The organism is Mesorhizobium sp. WSM4830 (assembly GCF_055811495.1).
In genome coordinates this window covers 1-17107 of record NZ_JBVVQI010000009.1, presented here as the reverse complement: position 1 = coordinate 17107, position 17107 = coordinate 1, and the positions used below count along the sequence as shown (strand labels likewise).

Annotated in this window: 20 protein-coding genes and 1 tRNA gene; 11 read left to right on the top strand and 10 right to left on the bottom strand. The window is 61.3% G+C overall.

Annotated features, from left to right (window positions below; genetic code table 11):
• Nucleotides 1-113: 113 nt before the first annotated feature.
• Both AC0L2Y_RS13675 and AC0L2Y_RS13670 read left to right on the top strand, forming a co-directional pair.
• Nucleotides 114-497, top strand: coding sequence for a hypothetical protein (locus AC0L2Y_RS13675; RefSeq protein ID WP_023677006.1), 384 nt, complete (start codon nucleotides 114-116; stop codon nucleotides 495-497).
• 126 nt (nucleotides 498-623) lie between these two features.
• Nucleotides 624-1118, top strand: coding sequence for a hypothetical protein (locus AC0L2Y_RS13670; protein WP_352567599.1), 495 nt, complete (start codon nucleotides 624-626; stop codon nucleotides 1116-1118).
• A 26-nt stretch (nucleotides 1119-1144) separates the two neighbouring features.
• Here AC0L2Y_RS13670 and AC0L2Y_RS13665 read toward each other — a convergent pair whose 3' ends face one another.
• Genes AC0L2Y_RS13665 through AC0L2Y_RS13650 form a run of 4 tightly spaced genes read right to left on the bottom strand, consistent with a single transcriptional unit; the run spans nucleotide 1145 to nucleotide 2905 of the window.
• Entirely contained in the window at nucleotides 1145-1450 is a 306-nt protein-coding gene (locus tag AC0L2Y_RS13665) for an urease subunit beta (protein WP_352567600.1), read from the bottom strand.
• Between the two features lie 29 nt (nucleotides 1451-1479).
• Nucleotides 1480-1734, bottom strand: a complete 255-nt coding sequence (locus AC0L2Y_RS13660) for a DUF1272 domain-containing protein (RefSeq protein ID WP_473556849.1) — start codon at nucleotides 1732-1734, stop codon at nucleotides 1480-1482.
• A gap of 18 nt (nucleotides 1735-1752) precedes the next feature.
• Nucleotides 1753-2055 carry an urease subunit gamma gene (locus AC0L2Y_RS13655; protein ID WP_023677011.1) on the bottom strand — a complete coding sequence of 101 codons (303 nt, stop codon included), beginning with the start codon at nucleotides 2053-2055 and terminating at the stop codon, nucleotides 1753-1755.
• A gap of 28 nt (nucleotides 2056-2083) precedes the next feature.
• Nucleotides 2084-2905 (bottom strand): urease accessory protein UreD, encoded by an 822-nt coding sequence (locus AC0L2Y_RS13650; RefSeq protein ID WP_473556846.1) that lies wholly within the window; start codon nucleotides 2903-2905, stop codon nucleotides 2084-2086.
• Between the two features lie 223 nt (nucleotides 2906-3128).
• Between AC0L2Y_RS13650 and AC0L2Y_RS13645 the strand changes: the two genes are divergently transcribed.
• The 3 genes from AC0L2Y_RS13645 to AC0L2Y_RS13635 all read left to right on the top strand — a co-directional run bounded on the left by AC0L2Y_RS13645 (nucleotide 3129) and on the right by AC0L2Y_RS13635 (nucleotide 5435).
• The gene (locus AC0L2Y_RS13645) at nucleotides 3129-3383 is read left to right on the top strand and encodes an acyl carrier protein (protein ID WP_023677013.1); all 255 of its coding nucleotides are present in this window, start codon (nucleotides 3129-3131) and stop codon (nucleotides 3381-3383) included.
• 4 nt (nucleotides 3384-3387) lie between these two features.
• Nucleotides 3388-4596 (top strand): beta-ketoacyl-[acyl-carrier-protein] synthase family protein, encoded by a 1209-nt coding sequence (locus tag AC0L2Y_RS13640; RefSeq protein WP_473556844.1) that lies wholly within the window; start codon nucleotides 3388-3390, stop codon nucleotides 4594-4596.
• Between the two features lie 134 nt (nucleotides 4597-4730).
• A complete protein-coding gene (locus AC0L2Y_RS13635; RefSeq protein ID WP_473556841.1) occupies nucleotides 4731-5435 on the top strand; it encodes a glutathione S-transferase family protein in 705 nt (234 codons plus the stop codon).
• Nucleotides 5436-5456: 21 nt separating this feature from the next.
• Here AC0L2Y_RS13635 and AC0L2Y_RS13630 read toward each other — a convergent pair whose 3' ends face one another.
• Nucleotides 5457-5582, bottom strand: a complete 126-nt coding sequence (locus AC0L2Y_RS13630; RefSeq protein ID WP_352911920.1) for a hypothetical protein — start codon at nucleotides 5580-5582, stop codon at nucleotides 5457-5459.
• Between AC0L2Y_RS13630 and AC0L2Y_RS13625 the strand changes: the two genes are divergently transcribed.
• Nucleotides 5575-5865 (top strand): hypothetical protein, encoded by a 291-nt coding sequence (locus tag AC0L2Y_RS13625; protein WP_473556839.1) that lies wholly within the window; start codon nucleotides 5575-5577, stop codon nucleotides 5863-5865. The two genes, AC0L2Y_RS13630 and AC0L2Y_RS13625, sit on opposite strands and share 8 nt — an antisense overlap.
• A 43-nt stretch (nucleotides 5866-5908) precedes the next feature.
• Here AC0L2Y_RS13625 and AC0L2Y_RS13620 read toward each other — a convergent pair whose 3' ends face one another.
• Together AC0L2Y_RS13620 and AC0L2Y_RS13615 are read right to left on the bottom strand one after the other, a co-directional pair.
• Nucleotides 5909-6529 carry a nucleoside triphosphate hydrolase gene (locus tag AC0L2Y_RS13620; RefSeq protein WP_473556837.1) on the bottom strand — a complete coding sequence of 207 codons (621 nt, stop codon included), beginning with the start codon at nucleotides 6527-6529 and terminating at the stop codon, nucleotides 5909-5911.
• Nucleotides 6530-6751: 222 nt separating this feature from the next.
• On the bottom strand, nucleotides 6752-7858 hold the full coding sequence (locus AC0L2Y_RS13615; RefSeq protein ID WP_473556834.1) for a hypothetical protein: 1107 nt from the start codon (nucleotides 7856-7858) through the stop codon (nucleotides 6752-6754).
• Nucleotides 7859-8067: 209 nt separating this feature from the next.
• On the opposite strand from AC0L2Y_RS13615, the gene AC0L2Y_RS13610 reads away from it, so the two are divergent.
• Nucleotides 8068-8958 (top strand): D-alanyl-D-alanine carboxypeptidase family protein, encoded by an 891-nt coding sequence (locus AC0L2Y_RS13610; protein ID WP_473556833.1) that lies wholly within the window; start codon nucleotides 8068-8070, stop codon nucleotides 8956-8958.
• A gap of 37 nt (nucleotides 8959-8995) precedes the next feature.
• Here AC0L2Y_RS13610 and AC0L2Y_RS13605 read toward each other — a convergent pair whose 3' ends face one another.
• Nucleotides 8996-9802: an AraC family transcriptional regulator gene (locus tag AC0L2Y_RS13605; protein ID WP_473556831.1), complete on the bottom strand. Its 807-nt coding sequence runs from the start codon at nucleotides 9800-9802 to the stop codon at nucleotides 8996-8998.
• A gap of 206 nt (nucleotides 9803-10008) precedes the next feature.
• Between AC0L2Y_RS13605 and AC0L2Y_RS13600 the strand changes: the two genes are divergently transcribed.
• The 4 genes from AC0L2Y_RS13600 to AC0L2Y_RS13585 all read left to right on the top strand — a co-directional run bounded on the left by AC0L2Y_RS13600 (nucleotide 10009) and on the right by AC0L2Y_RS13585 (nucleotide 16541).
• Nucleotides 10009-10929 carry a zinc-binding dehydrogenase gene (locus AC0L2Y_RS13600; protein ID WP_473556829.1) on the top strand — a complete coding sequence of 307 codons (921 nt, stop codon included), beginning with the start codon at nucleotides 10009-10011 and terminating at the stop codon, nucleotides 10927-10929.
• Nucleotides 10930-11091: 162 nt separating this feature from the next.
• Nucleotides 11092-11168 (top strand) — tRNA-Arg (locus AC0L2Y_RS13595).
• A gap of 220 nt (nucleotides 11169-11388) precedes the next feature.
• Entirely contained in the window at nucleotides 11389-14517 is a 3129-nt protein-coding gene (locus tag AC0L2Y_RS13590; protein ID WP_473556827.1) for a helicase-related protein, read from the top strand.
• A 26-nt stretch (nucleotides 14518-14543) separates the two neighbouring features.
• The gene (locus AC0L2Y_RS13585; protein WP_473556825.1) at nucleotides 14544-16541 is read left to right on the top strand and encodes an Eco57I restriction-modification methylase domain-containing protein; all 1998 of its coding nucleotides are present in this window, start codon (nucleotides 14544-14546) and stop codon (nucleotides 16539-16541) included.
• 25 nt (nucleotides 16542-16566) lie between these two features.
• Here the strand turns inward: AC0L2Y_RS13585 and AC0L2Y_RS13580 are convergent, their stop codons facing one another.
• Entirely contained in the window at nucleotides 16567-16800 is a 234-nt protein-coding gene (locus AC0L2Y_RS13580; RefSeq protein WP_473556823.1) for a hypothetical protein, read from the bottom strand.
• Between the two features lie 2 nt (nucleotides 16801-16802).
• Nucleotides 16803-17107: transposase domain-containing protein (locus tag AC0L2Y_RS13575; protein WP_473556820.1), on the bottom strand; the 305-nt coding region annotated here is incomplete at its 5' end.

Below are 17107 nucleotides of genomic sequence, written 5' to 3'. Positions count from 1 at the left end.
ATCCTATGGTCACGCAATGACCCGCTGAGCGACACTTTCCGATCCCATTTGGCGGTTGAGGTGGCCAGGTCACCCCAAAACGACCATTTGCCAATCGATGGAAAGGAACATCCATGCGCAAAACGACCCTTCTGGCAGCCGCCGCCACGCTGGTGCTCGCAACCGCCGCCAGCGCCCAGCAACAGCCTGCGCAGCAGCCCAGTCCGGCGCCGGCCGCGCCTGCTCCTGCCGCGCCCGGGGCGCAGCCGCAGGCGCCCACCATCCAGGCGATCAACGTCGTCGATATCAAGGATCTGCCGGCGGACACTCAAGCCAAGGTCAACGAGGTGATCGCCAAGCGCAGCGACGCCGATCTGCAGAAACTGCGCGGCTCGATCGACGCGACACCGCAGGTCAAATCCGCGCTCGAAGCCAAGGGGCTCACCTCGGCGCAGGTGATCGCCGCCAGCATGAGCACCAATGGCGCGCTGACGCTGATCACCAAGAAAGCGAGCTGACGAGACGAGGCGGCGGGCCGGCGCCCGGTCAGCCCGCCGCATCGCAAAGGGAACCTTCACGGGGGACGTTACGTTTCGGTCCTGTCGCCCTGACACGAGACTCGAAAAGGACCCTGAGAACGAGCGATGGCGATCACCACCTTGTCCGACACCAGATGGCTGCATGGGATTGCCGCGACCGCGTTTCTGGCAGCCAGCGTCCCGCACGCGGCGCTGAACGCGCAGAGCCTTGATAGCGCCGAGACCGTCAACCGGATCGTCGGCTCGGAGGTCGGCCAGGAAGAGACCCAGACAAATGCGGAAGCCGGCAAGGTCAGCTCGGCGATCGACCGCACGCGTGAGAACATCGCCGCCGTGCGCAAGACATCCAAGCTCGACAAGGTCGATATCGTGTTTCTTACCGACGCCGCGCGCACCGAAGGCGGCCCGCCGCCGGCGATCGAGAACAAGGTCAGGCAACATCGGGACGACATTGCCGAGCTGCGCAAGGAGATCGAGGCGAACGCATTGCTGTTCAACGCCATCGACTCGCGGCGTGTGCAGACCGAGGACGTTCTGGCGGTAGAATTCGACGATCCGGGAAAGGTCGTCATTTACGCGGCGGCCAAGCCGCCCGGCTGAGCCGAAACTGCTCGACGCCTTCGATCTCACAGCGCGCCCATGATCTTCTGCTGAAAACCGTAGACCTCGCGCTTACCGCCGAGCGGCACCAGGGTAACGTCGCGCTCCTGCCCCGGCTCGAAGCGCATGGCGGTGCCGGCAGCGATGTCGAGCCGCATGCCGCGGGCCTTGTCGCGATCGAACCTCAGTCCCTCATTGGTCTCGAAGAAGTGGTAATGGCTGCCGACCTGGATCGGCCGGTCGCCGCTGTTGGCTACCTTCAAGGTGACCGTCGCCAGACCCTTGTTCAGCTCGATCTCGCCGCTTGCCGTGATGATTTCGCCGGGGATCATTGATTGCCTTCCATTTCGCGGTCGCCGGATCAGGCGGCCTTGCGGGGGTCGCAGCCTTCGGCCTTCAGCACACGTCTGGTGGAGGCCGGATATTTCATCAGCAGCGCTGCCGGACGGATCGGGCGGGCCGAGAAGTTGCCGCCGCAATTCGGACAGGCGCCGCCGAGCACGTTTTGTGCGCAGTCGGCGCAGAAAGTGCATTCGAAGGTGCAGATCACCGCATCCGTCGCATCGGGCGGCAGATCTTTGTCGCAGCATTCGCAGTTGGGGCGCAGCTCAAGCATTTCCTCTCCTTGGCGGTGTTATCTGATCGGCTCGTGCACGGTCACCAGCTTGGTGCCGTCGGGAAACGTCGCCTCGACCTGCACATCGTGGATCATTTCGGCAATGCCCTCCATCACCTGGGCCCGGGTGACCACATGGGCGCCGGCCTCCATCAGCTCGGCGACCGCGCGGCCGTCGCGGGCACCCTCGACGACGAAATCGGTGATCAGCGCGATCGCTTCCGGGTGGTTGAGCTTGACGCCGCGTTCGAGCCGCTTGCGGGCCACGATCGCTGCCATGGCGATCAGCAGCTTGTCTTTCTCCCTCGGCGTTAGATTCATGCGTTTTCCTGCGGTGGTACAATCGAAATCAAAGTGACCATAATTTGGGCAGGCCCGCCCGTCCGTTGAGCAATTCGACAAGCGGCACCAGCCGCTTGCGGAGCTGGTAGCCGTCCTCGGCGAACAGCCTCGCAAGAAGCTTGCCAGATTTCCGCACGCTCCAGAAACTGACGCCGCCCTGGCCGCCGACCATGCCCCGGGCCGGCTCGAGCAAAGCCTCTGCCCGCGGCGACACCATCAGCAGCGTCGCCACGGCGACGGCACCGCCGCCAACCGCCGGACGGTTCAAGGTGGCCGCAATGTCCGGCCCGATGCGGAACTCCTCGGCATGGACTAGCTTCCCGTCCTGGCGGACGCGCCAGCGGTCGTGGAATTGGCCTTGCGAAGCCCGTTCACCCATGGCCAGGCGGCCGAAGACGGTAGCCTCCAGGATCAGCGCCTCGGCTCCGGCGGCAAGCTCCACGTCAAGCGTGCGGGCAAAGGCCGAGCGGTCGAAGACGATGGTTTCCTGCGGCAGCCAGGCAATGTCGCCGCCTTCGCCGACGGTCAGCTGCACCCGCACTTCGGCACGGTCGGATGCGGCGCGGTAGATTTTCTCGCAGGCCTGCGTTGTTATGGTTGCGGCGGCGCCGGCACCGACATCGACCTCCCAGGCGAGACGGTCGCCACCGGTTAGCCCGCCGGCGGTGTTGATCAGGACGGCTTCGAGCGGATCGGCCGAGACCGCCGGCATGCGGATCTTGGCCGAACCGTCCTGGTACAGGCGCCGAAGGCGCGTGCGGCCTCCGTTCCAGTCGCAGGCAAGCCGCGCGACGCCGGCAACACGCTGGGCCGGCGGGACTGAGGTCAAGCTATATGCGATCGTATCCACGACACCAACGTTAAGCACTGCGGCGGCTTTGTCGATATATAGCTTGTTGCTTGACAGCGTTTCGGTTTCTATAGAGGGAGCCACCTTGGTACGGTCACCGGCGCCTGGCGGGGGTAAAGGGCGACGATGACGACGTAATCGAGGACAAAAGGGGCGCTGATCAGTTGGCGTCGGGAAACGACAGAGTTGGGGAAGAAACCGAATGGCTGACCAGCTGGCAAACGATATCATCGCCAAGATCAAGGCTCACGCCGAGCCGGGCGGCGAGGAAATCACCACCAGTACCGAACTGACTGCCCTTGGCATCCATTCGCTGGAACTGACGGAAATTATCTTCGATCTCGAGGAAGAGTATGGCATCGAAATCGAGATGAACACCGTCGATGCCTGGAGCAATCTGAAGAATGTCGGCGACATGGTCGAGGCGGTTCGCGCGCTGATCGCGAAAAAAGCCTGACTGAATGCACAAGCGCATCGTCATCACGGGCATCGGCGGATTATGTGGCCTCGGCACCAATGCACCGGCAATCTGGAATGAGATGCGCGCCGGCCGTTCGGCAATCGGCGCGATCGACAATCCGCTGCTGCATGATCTGAAGGTCAAGGTCGGCTGCGAAATCAAGGCGCTTCCCGAGCACGGCATCGACCGCAAGCAGGTCGTTTCGATGGACCGCTTCAGCCTTCTGGCGACGATCGCCGCGCGGGAGGCGGCACAGCAGGCGGGATTGAACCCGCACGCGGCCAACACCTACCGGATGGGCACCATCGTCGGCGTCGGCGTCTGCGGCTGGGAGGCAATCGAAGAGAACTATCGCGCCATCCTGCTCGAAGGCAAGAACCGCGCCGGCATCTTCACCGTGCCGAAAGTAATGCCGGGCGCTGCCGCCGGCCACGTCAGCATGAATCTTGGTCTGCGCGGGCCGGTGTTCGGCATCACCTCTGCCTGCTCGTCATCCAACCACGCCATTGCCTCGGCGGTCGATCAGATCAGGCTCGGCCGGGCCGACGTCATGGTCGCCGGCGGTACCGATGCGCCGCTGGTCTGGGGCATCCTCAAGGGCTGGGAGGCCCTGCGGGTCCTGTCGCCGGACACCTGCCGGCCGTTTTCGGCTGACCGCCAAGGGCTTGTGCTCGGCGAAGGCGCCGGCATGGTGGTGCTGGAAACATATGAGCATGCCATGGCGCGCGGCGCCGCCATCCTTGCCGAAATCGCCGGCGTCGGCCTTTCCGCCGACGCCTCCGACATCGTCGCCCCAACCATCGAAGGGCCGGAGGCGGCGATGCGCTTCTGCCTCGTCGATGCCGGCCTCAATCCGGAGGACGTCGACTATCTCAACGCGCATGGCACCGGGACCAAGGCCAACGACCAGATCGAGACGGCGGCGATCAAGCGTGTGTTCGGCGGCCACGCCTACAAACTTTCGGTGTCCTCGACCAAATCGATGCACGCCCACTGTCTCGGCGCGTCCGGCGCGCTGGAAATGATCGCCTGCGTGATGGCGATCCGCGAAGGCATCGTGCCGCCGACCGCCAATTATCGGGAAGCCGACGCCGACTGCGATCTCGACATCACGCCGAACGTGGCGCGCGAACGCACCGTGCGCACCGCGATCAGCAACAGCTTCGCCTTCGGCGGCACCAATGCGGTGCTGGCGGTCAAGGCCGTGTAACCGCACCCCTTGCGGTCCTTCACGGGGCCGGCGAAACTTTCCATGCGCATATTGATCGCGCCAGGCGTCGCGCCTAACTCTCTGCGACCCGCCATGACCGTGCCGCTCGGCGCGGTCCCCGACCAGGAGTTTCGATGACCGATCTGTCCGCGTTTCCGATCGCCACGCGCTGGCCGGCGAGCCACCCCGACCGCATCCAGCTGTATTCGTTTCCGACGCCGAACGGGGTGAAGATATCGATCGCGCTGGAGGAACTTGGCCTGCCGTACGAGCCGCATGCCGTCGACATCGGCAAGAACGAGAGCTGGACCCCGGAATTCCTGTCTTTGAACCCGAACGGCAAGATACCGGCGATGATCGATCCGGACGGCCCGGGCGGCAAGCCGATCGGCTTGTTCGAATCCGGCGCCATCCTGCTCTACCTCAGCGACAAGACCGGCAAGCTGGTCCCGGCAGACGCAACGCTGCGTTACGAGACGATCCAGTGGGTGTTCTTCCAGATGGCTTCGATCGGGCCGATCTTCGGCCAGGTCGGGTTCTTCCACAAATTCGCCGGCCGCGAAATCGCCGACAAGCGCCCGCTGGAACGTTATCGCGACGAGTCGCGGCGGCTGATCGGCGTCCTCGAAACGAGGCTCAAGGGCCGCAGCTGGATCATGGGCGACGACTACACCATCGCCGACATTTCGATGCTTGGATGGGTGCGCAACCTGATCGGCTTTTACGAGGCACGGGAACTCGTCGGTTTCGACGACTTCCCCAGCGTGGGCGCATGGCTGGAGCGTGGCCTCGCCCGGCCGGCGGTACAGAGGGGCCTCACCATTCCGGCCAGAGCCTGATCGAAAGCCTGACTGGACCGGCTATTTTGCCTTGGTCCGGCGTTTCGAGCTCTTGCCGACTACGGAAGCGGCAAGCGAGGCCGCACCTTTGGCGGTCGCTAGCACGGCACCGGCGGCGACGTTGGCCGTCGTTTTGACGGTGCGCATTGCGCTGCCTGCGATCGATCCTCTGCTGCTTGCCGGCTTTTTAGGGCTGGCGGCTTTGGGAGCTGCGGCCTTGCTCGCAGCAGGCATCACCTTTTTCGGCGCTGCCTTGCCAAAGCTGGGCTTTGCCGCCTCCTTGGAGCGGGCCGCCGCTGCCGGGCCGGCGCCGGTTTTCGCTCGAGTGGCTTTTGATCGTGTTGCCCTGCCCTTGGCGGGCGCAGGCTTTCTTGCCATGGTTTCCATCGAACTGTTCCCTCATGCGGCACGATTGCCGTGTCCGGGATAACGGCCTGAAAGTGCTAAGGTTCCGGCCGAACAGTCCTTACAGATCAGGCCTGTTCACCGACCACCAGGTCGGCGGGCCGCCGACGGGCAAGCACCCGATCGATGTTCGGCATGTCGTTGGAAGCAATCCAGGCGCGCGCGTCCTCTTCGGACCGGCCGTGCTCGTGCCATCGCTCCAGCAGTCGGCGCTCGAGCTCGGCGCGCGGCACATCGACAAAGATCGAGAAGTCGAACAACGCCGCCAGCCGCGTCCATGGCTCTTCGTCGAGCAGCAAATAATTGCCTTCGACCAGGATGAATTTGGTCTCGGCGGCGATGATCGCAGCGGCGGCGCGCGACAGCTCCATGCTGCGGTCGAAGACCGGGATTGCAATATCCGGCTCGCCGGCGCGGATGCGCTTGAGCAGCGTTTCGAAGCCGGCAAAATCAAAGGTTTCCGGGGCACCTTTTCGCGCGCGAAGGCCGCGTCGCTCGAGCACGACATCATCGTAGTGGAAGCCGTCCATTGGCACGACTTCCGCCGTGCCTTCCGGCAGCAGATCGTGCAAGCCTGCCGACAATGTCGATTTGCCGGCGCCGGGCGGACCGGCAATGGCAACGATGAAGCGCGGTGCCTTGCTGGCGCGCTTGAAGATGGTGGCGGCGAGATGAGCGATCTCTGACATGAGTGATTCCGCGCTACAATTTTTCGGGTCCATCTTGGCGGCAGTTCGGGGGAATTTCAAATCCGTACCAATTGTCGACATCCGCGCCGCCCCTCATTGCCCTGCCGGGCATTTCTCCCCGTATAGTGACGGGGAGAAAGGGCTGGCCGAAATGTTGGCGCCCTTCCTATGACGCTGGTGATTGGCGAAACCGTCGATGAGATCCGCAATCTGAAGCGCCAATCAGGCCGCAACGGATTGGCCGATCCGCAGGAAATCGCTGTCGAAGCCGATGTCGCGCACGGCGTCGTCGGCGGCCAGGATGCGCATGCGACCCGGTAAGGTCGTGACGTCGCGCGGCGGCTCGCTGGATGGCCATGGCAGTGCGCCGATGACATGGCGGAACGAAAAGCTGCGCCCTTCAGAAAGCGCAAAGGCGGTCGCCACGCCTTCATGCTTCAGCCAGTTGTCGCCGAGCGATGCAGCGTGGCCGACGGCCGTGCGGCCGTCCTCGATGCCGAGCACGCCGCGGTGGCGGCCGCTCCATGGCGCATAATCGCGCCCGCCATTGCTGACCCACAGCATGGTAACCGGCAGTTCGGCCGGGTTCTTCAGCACCAGCACGAGATCGGCTTCCGCCTGGCGCGCCAGCGCGGTCCAGCCCGGCCCGTCATGATCGGCCTCGACCAGCGTGACGAAGTCTTCACGCTCATGGTCCATGCGATAGGTGGTCAGGTCGATCGTGCCGCCGTCGGCGGCGGGAAAACGCGTCAGGTCGGCGGTTCGCGCCGGGTAGGCGAGCAACGAGCGGCCGCGAGCCGGATCGGGCTCCGGCGCCTCGCTAGGCGTCGCGGCAAGGCGCTTTGGCGAGAAGGCCAACCTGCCGCCGGCCGTCATCACCGTCATCGGGTGATGGGCGACGGGAATGGCGCCGGCGCCGCCGGAAAAGACGTGCTCCTGATAGAGAAAGGGATGCCCGTCGCGCAAGGTCAGGATCTTGTCGACGGTCGCGCCCATGACCGGGCGCTGCAGCCGCAAGACGGCGCGCCAGCCATCGGCCGTTGCCGCGCTGGCGACGACGTCCCAGGGACTATTGGCCGGCCAGCCATGCAAAGGTGCCGCTTCGACGTCGCTGACCGAGAACGGCGCGCAGAGGAAATCGCCGGACAGGTGGACCGTCCCTTCAGGAAGGTCTTTCGGCAGCGTCTCACGCGGCTCGTCGACCCAGGGTGCGCGATGCAGCGGCTTCAGCCGACGGCCATCGATATCGATCGCCATGTCGGCGAGATGGCCGACGGCAAGATCGACCGATACCGAAATGCCTTTTGCCGTGATCGTGACCGTATCCATGTGCACCTACCGATTCTGCCGGCGCCAGCAAAGCCCACTCGCCGCCGGTTGCGCAAGCGGTGCGGCCGGCAATTCGCATCAGACGGCGCCACGTCGGCCTGTGGACAGGGCACCAATCCAGGCCCAGACCGATATTAACCAAATGGACTGTGCCTTTGCGTTAAGATAGCTTCGCCTCGTCTCAGAAACAGCCTGCCTTCGGAACCGACTTGTCCGCCTTCCGCTTCTTTTCGTTCATCCACAAATGCGTCGCGGCGCTGGCGCTGCTGCTGTTTGCTGCCGGCTGCACGACTGTCACGCCTCCCGACAGCGTGCTGGCGGTGCCGGCGCCGCCGCAGAAATATGCCGCGATGGTCATCGATGCCGGCACCGGCAAGACGCTGTTCGAGGTAAATTCGACGGCGCCGCGTTATCCGGCGTCACTGACCAAGATGATGACGCTCTACCTTCTGTTCGAGGCGCTGGATTCAGGCCGCATCAGCAAGGAGACGCAAATTCCGGTGTCGGACAACGCCGCCCGGCAGCCGCCGACCAAGCTGCGGTTCAGGCGCGGCGAGACCATCGACGTCGATTCGGCGATCCGCGCCATCGTCGTCAAATCGGCCAATGACGTGGCGGTCGCCGTTGCCGAATATCTCGGCGGCAGCGAAGAAGCGTTCGCCGGCATGATGACCGCCAAGGCGCGCCAAATCGGCATGAGCAGCACCGTTTTCCGCAATGCCTCGGGCCTGCCGGACGGCGACCAGCACACGAGCGCGCGCGACATGGCGGTGCTCGGCATGGCGCTGCACGCCCGCTTCCCGCAGCATTTCCACTATTTCTCCGAAAGCGACTTCATGTTCCGCGGCAGGCTGGTGCGCGGCCACAACGACATGCTCGGCCGGGTGCGCGGCGTCGACGGCATCAAGACCGGCTACATCAGGGCTTCGGGCTTCAACATCGTCACCTCCTATGATGCGGACGGGCACAGGCTGATCATCGTGGTGATGGGTGCCGACAGCGCGCGCCAGCGCAACGACCATGTCGAGGCGCTGATCCAGCGCAGCCTGTTGCCGACCTCGGAGGCAAAGACGCGGCTGCTGTATGCCGAGGAACAGTGACGGTCGACGTCCGGGTGGGCGCGGATTGGGGTGCTCATCAGGCGACAAACGCTGAACCGCCGTTTTGCGCGACACTGCTGAGATACTTTGCCGGCGGCTTGCCAAGCGCTTTCTTGAACATGGTGATGAAGGCGGTGACCGATTCATAGCCGAGATCGGCCGAAACCTGTTGCACGCTGGCGCCGGAGGCCAACTCGCGCAATGCGACGATCAGGTGCAATTGCTGGCGCCAGCGCCCGAAGGTCAGCCCTGTCTCCTTGACCACGAGACGTGCGAGACTGCTTTCGCTGAGCGCAACGCGATTGGCCCATTCCGCCAGGGTGCTGCGGTCGGCAGCATCTTGCGCCAACGCCGCGGCGATGCGCCTCAAGCGCGGCTCGGACGAGATCGGCAAATGTAGCTGCTGGACAGGCATGCGCGGCAGTTCGGTTAGCAGTACCCTGGTCAGGAGCTCGCCCCTCGCGTCATCGTCCTCACCGCGATCCGCCAGCTCGATGATGAGCTCGCGCAGCAACGGCGAGATCGACAGCGTGCAGCACCGGTCCGGCAGGTCGGCAGCTCCCGGCTCGATATAGACGAAGAAAATCCGGGCATTGGCGGTCGCAATATTGCTGTGCTCCATGCGGCCCGGAATCCACACCGCGCAATGAGGCGGCACCATCCACAGGCCGCTGGGGACGCGACATGTAACGCCACCGCCGAGCGCGAAGACGAGCTGCCCTTTGCGGTGGCTGTGGTCCGGCGCCTCTGCCCTGGTCTCGGTAACGTCAACGCGCACTGCGATTGCCGGCGCGAGGACATCATCCGGATCGAAAGGCCAGGGGTAACGGAGGGGCTGTCTCATATTGACCGATTTTAGCGATGAAATGCCAGGATAGCTAAATTACTCAAACAGGAAAGTCGATAGTTTAGGCCGCTGGATGAGTAACACAGGAGCCGGCAGGCGGGCTTTCAGTTAGCCATGCCCTGCTTGCGTTCTGAACATCGGACCAACAAGCCCGGCGCACGAAGACAGGCTGGCGTCCGCTAGGCAGCAGGAAGGTACGAACCATGCTCGGCTTAATCACATCTTCCGATAGCGCCACCGGGTTGAAACTCGCCGAGCTTGGCGAGCCCGAGCCCGCCCCGCACGAGGCGCTGGTTACAGTCCGGGCTGTCTCGCTGAACCGCGGCGAACTGCGCCTGCTCAAGATCCGCCGGAACGGCTGGGTGCCTGGCCAGGACGTCGCCGGGGTCGTCGAGCGCGCCGCGGCCGATGGCTCCGGGCCGGCCGTCGGCGCCCGGGTTGCAGCTTTGGTCGACGAGGCCGGGTGGGCTGAAAATGTCGCCGTTCCAACAAACCATCTCGCCGTCCTGCCGGACGAGGTCAGCTTCGTCGCCGCCGCGACTGTCCCGGTCGCGGGCACGACCGCGCTGCGAACCCTGCGCCACGGCGGCGACCTGGCCGGCCAGCGGGTCCTGATTACCGGCGCAAGCGGCGCGGTCGGCCGTTTCCAGATCCAGATCGCCCGCCAGCAGGGCGCGTCGGTGACGGCGGTCGCCGCCGCCCGGCATGCCGAAGATCTCCGCGGCCTCGGAGCCGAGCAGGTCGTCGAAACGATCGGGCTCGCCGAAGGACTGTTCTCGCTGATTACCGAATCGGTCGGCGGCGACAGCCTCGCCCACGCCATCGAACGGGTGGCGCCCGGCGGGACCATCGTCATGTTCGGCTCGAGCAGCGGCGAACTCACGCCGATCGGCTTCCGCCAGTTCGTTCCGGGTCACGAAGGCGCACGGCTGCAGACCTTCGCCTACTACGCTTCCGGTCCGGAGGTCGGCGCCGACATCGCCTCGCTGCTTGCGCTGATCGCAGCCGGCCGGCTGGAAACGCGCGTGGTCCTGACCGTGCCGTGGCGGGACGTCGGCCGGGCCCTCGACGCGCTGCGGCAGCGCAGCATCAGCGGCAAGGCAGTGCTTACCGTGACAGAATGAGCAGGCGCAGCCGCCGGACGGGACAGTGTTCTGTTCCCAAGGCTGCTACGGCAAGTTGGGCCCGCCCGCGATTGCCCGTTGAAGCCGGCGCCTGCTTCCGCTAAGAAGCCGGGGCTGGCCGGTTTACCGGCTGGTTCGTTTTTGGGATCACCGATCCTGAAGGCACCCGTAGCTCAGCTGGATAGAGCGCTGCCCTCCGAAGGCAGAGGTCACAGGTTCGAATCCTGTCGGGTGCGCCAATTTCCACAGAATTATCTATGGTTTTTTGTTTCGGGCCCGTTCTTTTGCTTTCCGTCGTGTGGTTGAGGTAACATGCATGTTGTATTCACCATTCCGCGCTCAATTCTCCAGCGTTTGTGATTGCAAGGTGCAGGATGCACAAGGCACCTAGAGTAGGTTTGCTTCACCTAATCATGACGCAATAGGTTGCGATCCAGTCTCACAACGGCGGAATGCTGAATGCCCAAGAGATCGAGTCACAAGTCAGGCAGTGAGCTATTCATCGTCGACAACAGTGCCGAGGAATGGAAGGCTCTCAGGTACTTGCGCGATTGGTGCCAGATCTCGAAGGCGATTGATATCGCAACCGGCTATTTTGAGATCGGCGCCTTGCTGGCTTTAGAGGGCGAATGGCAGAAGGTTGGAAAGATACGCATCCTTATGGGGGATGATGTCTCGCGACGTACCAAGAGGGCGTTCGAAGCTGGGCTTGAGCGCATCCAGCAAAAATTGGACTTCAGCGTTGAGCAGGAGAAGCTAAGGAACCACTTCCTGAGCGGAGTCGGGTCGATTGTGACCGCTATCGCATCAGGTCAAATTGAATGCCGAGTATATCGAAAAGACAAGTTCCATGCGAAGGCCTACATCACACATGGAATTCTGGAGGTCGTGGGTTCTTCGGCCCTCGTTGGTTCGTCAAACCTCACATTGCCAGGGTTAACCGAAAACATTGAGCTGAACGTTCAAATCACAGGCACTCCCGTTGCAGTTTTGCAAGAGTGGTTTGAAGAGCGCTGGGACGAGGCCGAAGACGTTACTCCCGATATCCTGTCAGTTGTGGAGCGCCATACTCGTAGCTACTCCCCTTTCGATGTCTACGCACGAGCGTTGCAGCAATATTTCGAGGGGCACGAAGAAACTGCGGGCGAATGGGAGACGAACTCATCGTCAATTTATCCGGCTCTGGCAAAGTATCAACGCGACGGATATGCCTCTCTTCTTAAGCGAGCCGAACGGTACGGCGGAGCATTCCTCTGTGATGGCGTAGGCCTTGGCAAAACCTTTGTCGGGCTGATGTTGATCGAGCGCTTCGTGAAGCACGAACAGCTGAATGTCGCGCTATTCGTGCCCAAAGCGGCAAAGGGCCCCGTCTGGGAACGAGAGCTGGCAAAGCGCCTGCCTGATGTCTTCAAGGGGTTCAGTCACCTCAAGATCTTCAGCCACACTGACCTGACGCGTGACAAGATGGCGGATGAGCTGGAGCAAGTTAGAACCCAAGCTGACATCATTATCGTCGATGAGGCGCATCATTTCCGGAATACCGGTACTAGGGGCAGCGAGGGTGAAGGCCGCAGATCACGCTACTGGCGGCTTTACGATATAGCCAAGGACAAGCAGATTTACCTTCTCACAGCCACACCGATCAACAACAGTCTTCTCGACTTTCAGCACATGGTTGAGCTGTTCTCCCAACACAAAACAGACCATTTCGCCGAGGCACCACTCGGTATCCATTCGCTGCCCGGCCACATCCGGCAGCTTGAGAAGGCTATCGAAAAGGAGATTTACGGTGCGGCAGGCGAAGAACAGCTGGACCTCAATCTTGCAGATGCCGCACCCAAATTGTTCGCGGATCCTTTGTTCGATGCCCTCGTCGTCCAGCGCAGCCGGCGCTATGTGAAGGAGAGCATGGTGAGAGAGGGTTCCGGCGAAGTTCTATTCCCCGAGCCTCGCAAACCGAAAGTGATCAACTACTCGGTCAAGCAGACATATGGCAAGCTCCTGGACATGGTGGCAGCCGCCTTCCAGAAGCAAGCCCCGCTTTTCGTTCTCGGCATCTACAATCCTTACGCCTACTACAAAGGCGGAGATCCTGATGTTATCCCAGCGCTCGAACGCGGGCGGCGGCAGCAAGTGGTTGCACTCATTCGGACCAGCTTCTTGAAGCGGTTCGAAAGCTCGGCCGAAGCTTTTCGACAGTCGTGCTGGCGACTGCTTCAGAAGCTGCTTGCGTGGGCTGAGATACATGCCGAGACGGCGCACGAGAAGTCTTCCTTGGAGCGCTGGAAGCGCAAGAACGCCAAGCTGCTGGACTATTCTCCACAACTCGACCTGCTATCCGAGGAAGAGGAGGATGATTTGGTCACCCCCGAGCTGCTGGATGCGGTCGAAAAGCTCCCGCGGGACGATTTCGCAGTCGACGAGATTCTACAGGATACACTGCAGGATCTTGAACAGATTGCTGACTTTCTCGATGAACTTGAAAATTTCAAACCGAGCCAAGACAAGAAGCTCACTGAGCTGATCAAGCTTCTGAACACAGACCCGGTGGCCAGTAAGCACAAGGTGCTGATCTTCTCCGAATTCGGCGACACAGCGCGATACCTGGCGGAGCAGCTTAAACTGGCCGGCATCAAGGGCGTCGATCAAATCGACAGCAACACCTCGGGAGATCGCGCCCGCATCATCGAGCGCTTTTCACCATACTACAACGAAAGCACCAGTGGAGCTTTGGCGAAAGCGGGCCGTGAAGAAATTCGAATACTCATCTCGACCGATGTGCTGTCCGAAGGCCTCAACCTTCAGGACGCAACACGGCTGATCAACTATGATCTCCATTGGAACCCAGTGCGGCTGATGCAACGCATTGGCCGTGTCGATCGGCGCATGAACGCGGAGATCGAAAAGCGCATCGCCAGGGATCATCCAGACCAGAAGTTGCTGCGGGGCACCGTAGGGTATTGGAACTTCCTGCCGCCTGGTGAGCTCGACGACCTTCTGCGTCTCTATCAAAGGGTGTCGCACAAGACCCTCCGCATTTCCAAAACGCTTGGCATCGAGGGGCGTAAACTTCTCAGCGAGGACGATGACTACGAGGATCTGAGGAATTTCGACGAGCAGATGGAAGGCACGATCACTGCCGACGAGACGATGCATCTGGAATGGCAGGACCTGTTGCGCGATTACCCAGGTCTGACCGAATCGGTTATGGCATTTCCTGACGGTATCTTCTCGGGCAAGGAGCATCCGAAGCCTAAGAGCAAGGCGGTCTTTTTCTGCTACGCACGGCCAGCCTTTGACAAGGATGCGAGTTCAAAGTCGGGCGAAGACGAGTGGACCACGAACAGCGGCGACGTGAAATGGTATCTCTATGATCTCCTCGCGGACGCCGTCAGGGAGGAGGCGTCGGGCATCATAGACCTGATCCGCTCCACACCCGAAACACCCCGGCTAACGAAGATGGAGCGACCGGCTCTGTCCGATATTCGCACGCTGGTCGAAAGGCACATTACAAAGACCTATTTGCGCAAGGTGCAGGCGCCATTAGGCGTTAAGCCAATTCTAAAGGCATGGATGGAACTTAGCTAGGCTGGGTTCCGTGGGGGAGTCAATCAATGGACGATATTGCCGCCACACAACTGGCGCGGGTGACAAGTTTTCCGAAACTGATCGACCTGCTTCGAGATAAGCTGGACTGGCCAATTGGTGATGACTATGGCTTCGACGACATTGTTTTCGAATACGACGCGGACGATCTCGGACTGAAAAAAGACGAAGTCGCAAAAATCCGCGAGATTCACCAGTTGCGGCCACTGACTACGGGTCAGCCCTGGGGCATTTTCTTTATCTCGTTTGAAGAAAAAAACATCTCGGTCACCGTGCTCCGCCGTATCCTGCGGGCCCTTGTTGTGAAGAAGCGCGCCGGTGCCCAGACACCGGATCGGCAGACTTGGAACCTGCACGATCTGATCTTCGTGACCAACTTTGGCCGATCCGGCGACCGTGAAATCGCCTTGGCCCATTTCTCAGACGCTGCTGGAGACCTGCCGGTGCTTAATGTGCTAGGCTGGAATGCAAGGGATACAATGCTGCACAACGACTACGTTGGGCAGGTCTTAAGCCGTCGTTTGCGCTGGCCAGACAACCCTAGCGACAAAGGCGCGTGGCGGGAGACCTGGAACGCAGCCTTCGAAATGCGTCTGGGCGAGGTCGCGCGCACCTCGCAGGATCTCGCCAGACAGCTTGCCGTGCTTGCCTCAAACATCAGGGCAAGAGCGAACGAACTGTTGGCCGCCGAAACCAATGCCGGCCCGATGCGGCAATTGCTAGATGCTTTCCGCAAGAATTTGATTCATGATCTGCAGGAAGATGGCTTCGCGGACATGTTCGCTCAGACCATTTCCTATGGCCTCCTTGCGGCGAAGATATCCCGGCCAGGCGCCGATCTGGTGGCGGACAACCTCGCTGATATGATTCCAAAGACCAATCCTTTCCTCAAGGAGTTGTTCGCATCTTTCCTGTCGCTGGGTGGGCGGGATGCCCGGAGGGGCATGGACTTCGATGAACTCGGGGTGCGAGACGTCGTCAACGTCTTAAACCGATCCAACATGGACGCCGTACTGCGCGACTTTGGCGACCGAAATCCCAAAGAGGATCCGGTAATCCACTTTTACGAGCACTTTTTGAAGGCCTACGATCCAAAGCTGCGAATGCAGCGGGGCGTCTTCTACACTCCGCGGCCGGTCGTTAATTTTATTGTGCGCGGTGTCGATGAAGTACTGCGCAAAGAATTCGAACTGCCTCTTGGTTTGGCCGATACCACGACGTGGCAAGAGCTGGCAGCGCGTAATAAGGATATCATGATTCCCAATCACGTCGATCCGAACTCCGCCTTTGTCCAGATTCTGGACCCTGCAACGGGTACGGGAACATTTCTCGTGGAGGTTATAGATCTTGTTTATGGCCGGATGGTCACTCACTGGAAAAACGAGGGACTGTCCGAATCCGCGATAGAAGTTGCTTGGAACGACTACGTCCCGAAACATTTATTGCCAAGGCTTACTGGCTTCGAGCTAATGATGGCGCCCTATGCCATCGCGCATATGAAGCTTGGGCTCAAACTAGTTGAGACAGGGTATAAATTTGGGTCAGACGAGCGAGCGCGGATATTCTTGACCAATGCACTGGAGCCGGCCCAAGATTTGGATTTGCAGTTCACCTTCATGGCTGAGGCACTGGCTCATGAAGCGCAAAAGGCCAACGATGCCAAAGACCAGACCTCGTTCACCGTGGTGGTGGGGAACCCTCCATACGCTGGACATTCAAAAAACAACAATGTGAGGTGGGTCGTCGATCTTGTTCATGACTATAAACGCGAATGGCCAGAACTGCTAAAGGCTGGACAAGGTAAGTGGTTGCAGGATGACTACGTAAAGTTCATTCGCCTCGCGCAGTATCGTTTAGACGCAACTGGCTTTGGTGTTCTTGGTTTCATCACTAGCCACTCTTACGTGCCTGCACCACCCGAAATGGATGTCGTCCTCGAACAGCTGCCTTTGAGGATCGGTACCCATCCGGTGAAGACCGCAGACGTGCGTATTTGGTGGCCATGAGGACCTGAGCACCGGTGTGCTGGGGTCAAGCTTTCGATGGGGAGACGCGATGATATTCTTGGAGGAGGAGTTTGACCTCCTCGATGCCTTCATCGGTGAAGGCCAAGATCCCGTCGTCATCGTTGGCGCCGTACACCCAGATGACGCCGTCCTCGGGCTCCAGCCCGAGGGTCAGTTCGTGGACGAGCGCTTCGCTGACGCCGAGGTCCCTGGCGACACGTTCGACGGTGTAGACGTGATGCACCTTATTGCGCTGCATGATCAGGCCGCCGCTGGTTGGGTCTGCAGTTTTGCGGATCTCCAATTCCACGGCAGCAGATCATCGATCCGATGGGCCGGATAGGCGGCCAGTCGGGCGAGGACGTCGGCGAGCCAGGCCTGCGGGTCGATATCGTTCATATTGGCGCTGACGATCAGGCTGTAGAGAACGGCAGCGCGCTGTCCGCCGCGATCGGAACCGCAGAACAGCCAGGACTTTCTTCCGAGAGCGAAGACTGATTCATTATGCACCCCCTCTTCAAATGGCGGGAAACAGCGATTTCTGATTATCGTCGTTGATGATACGC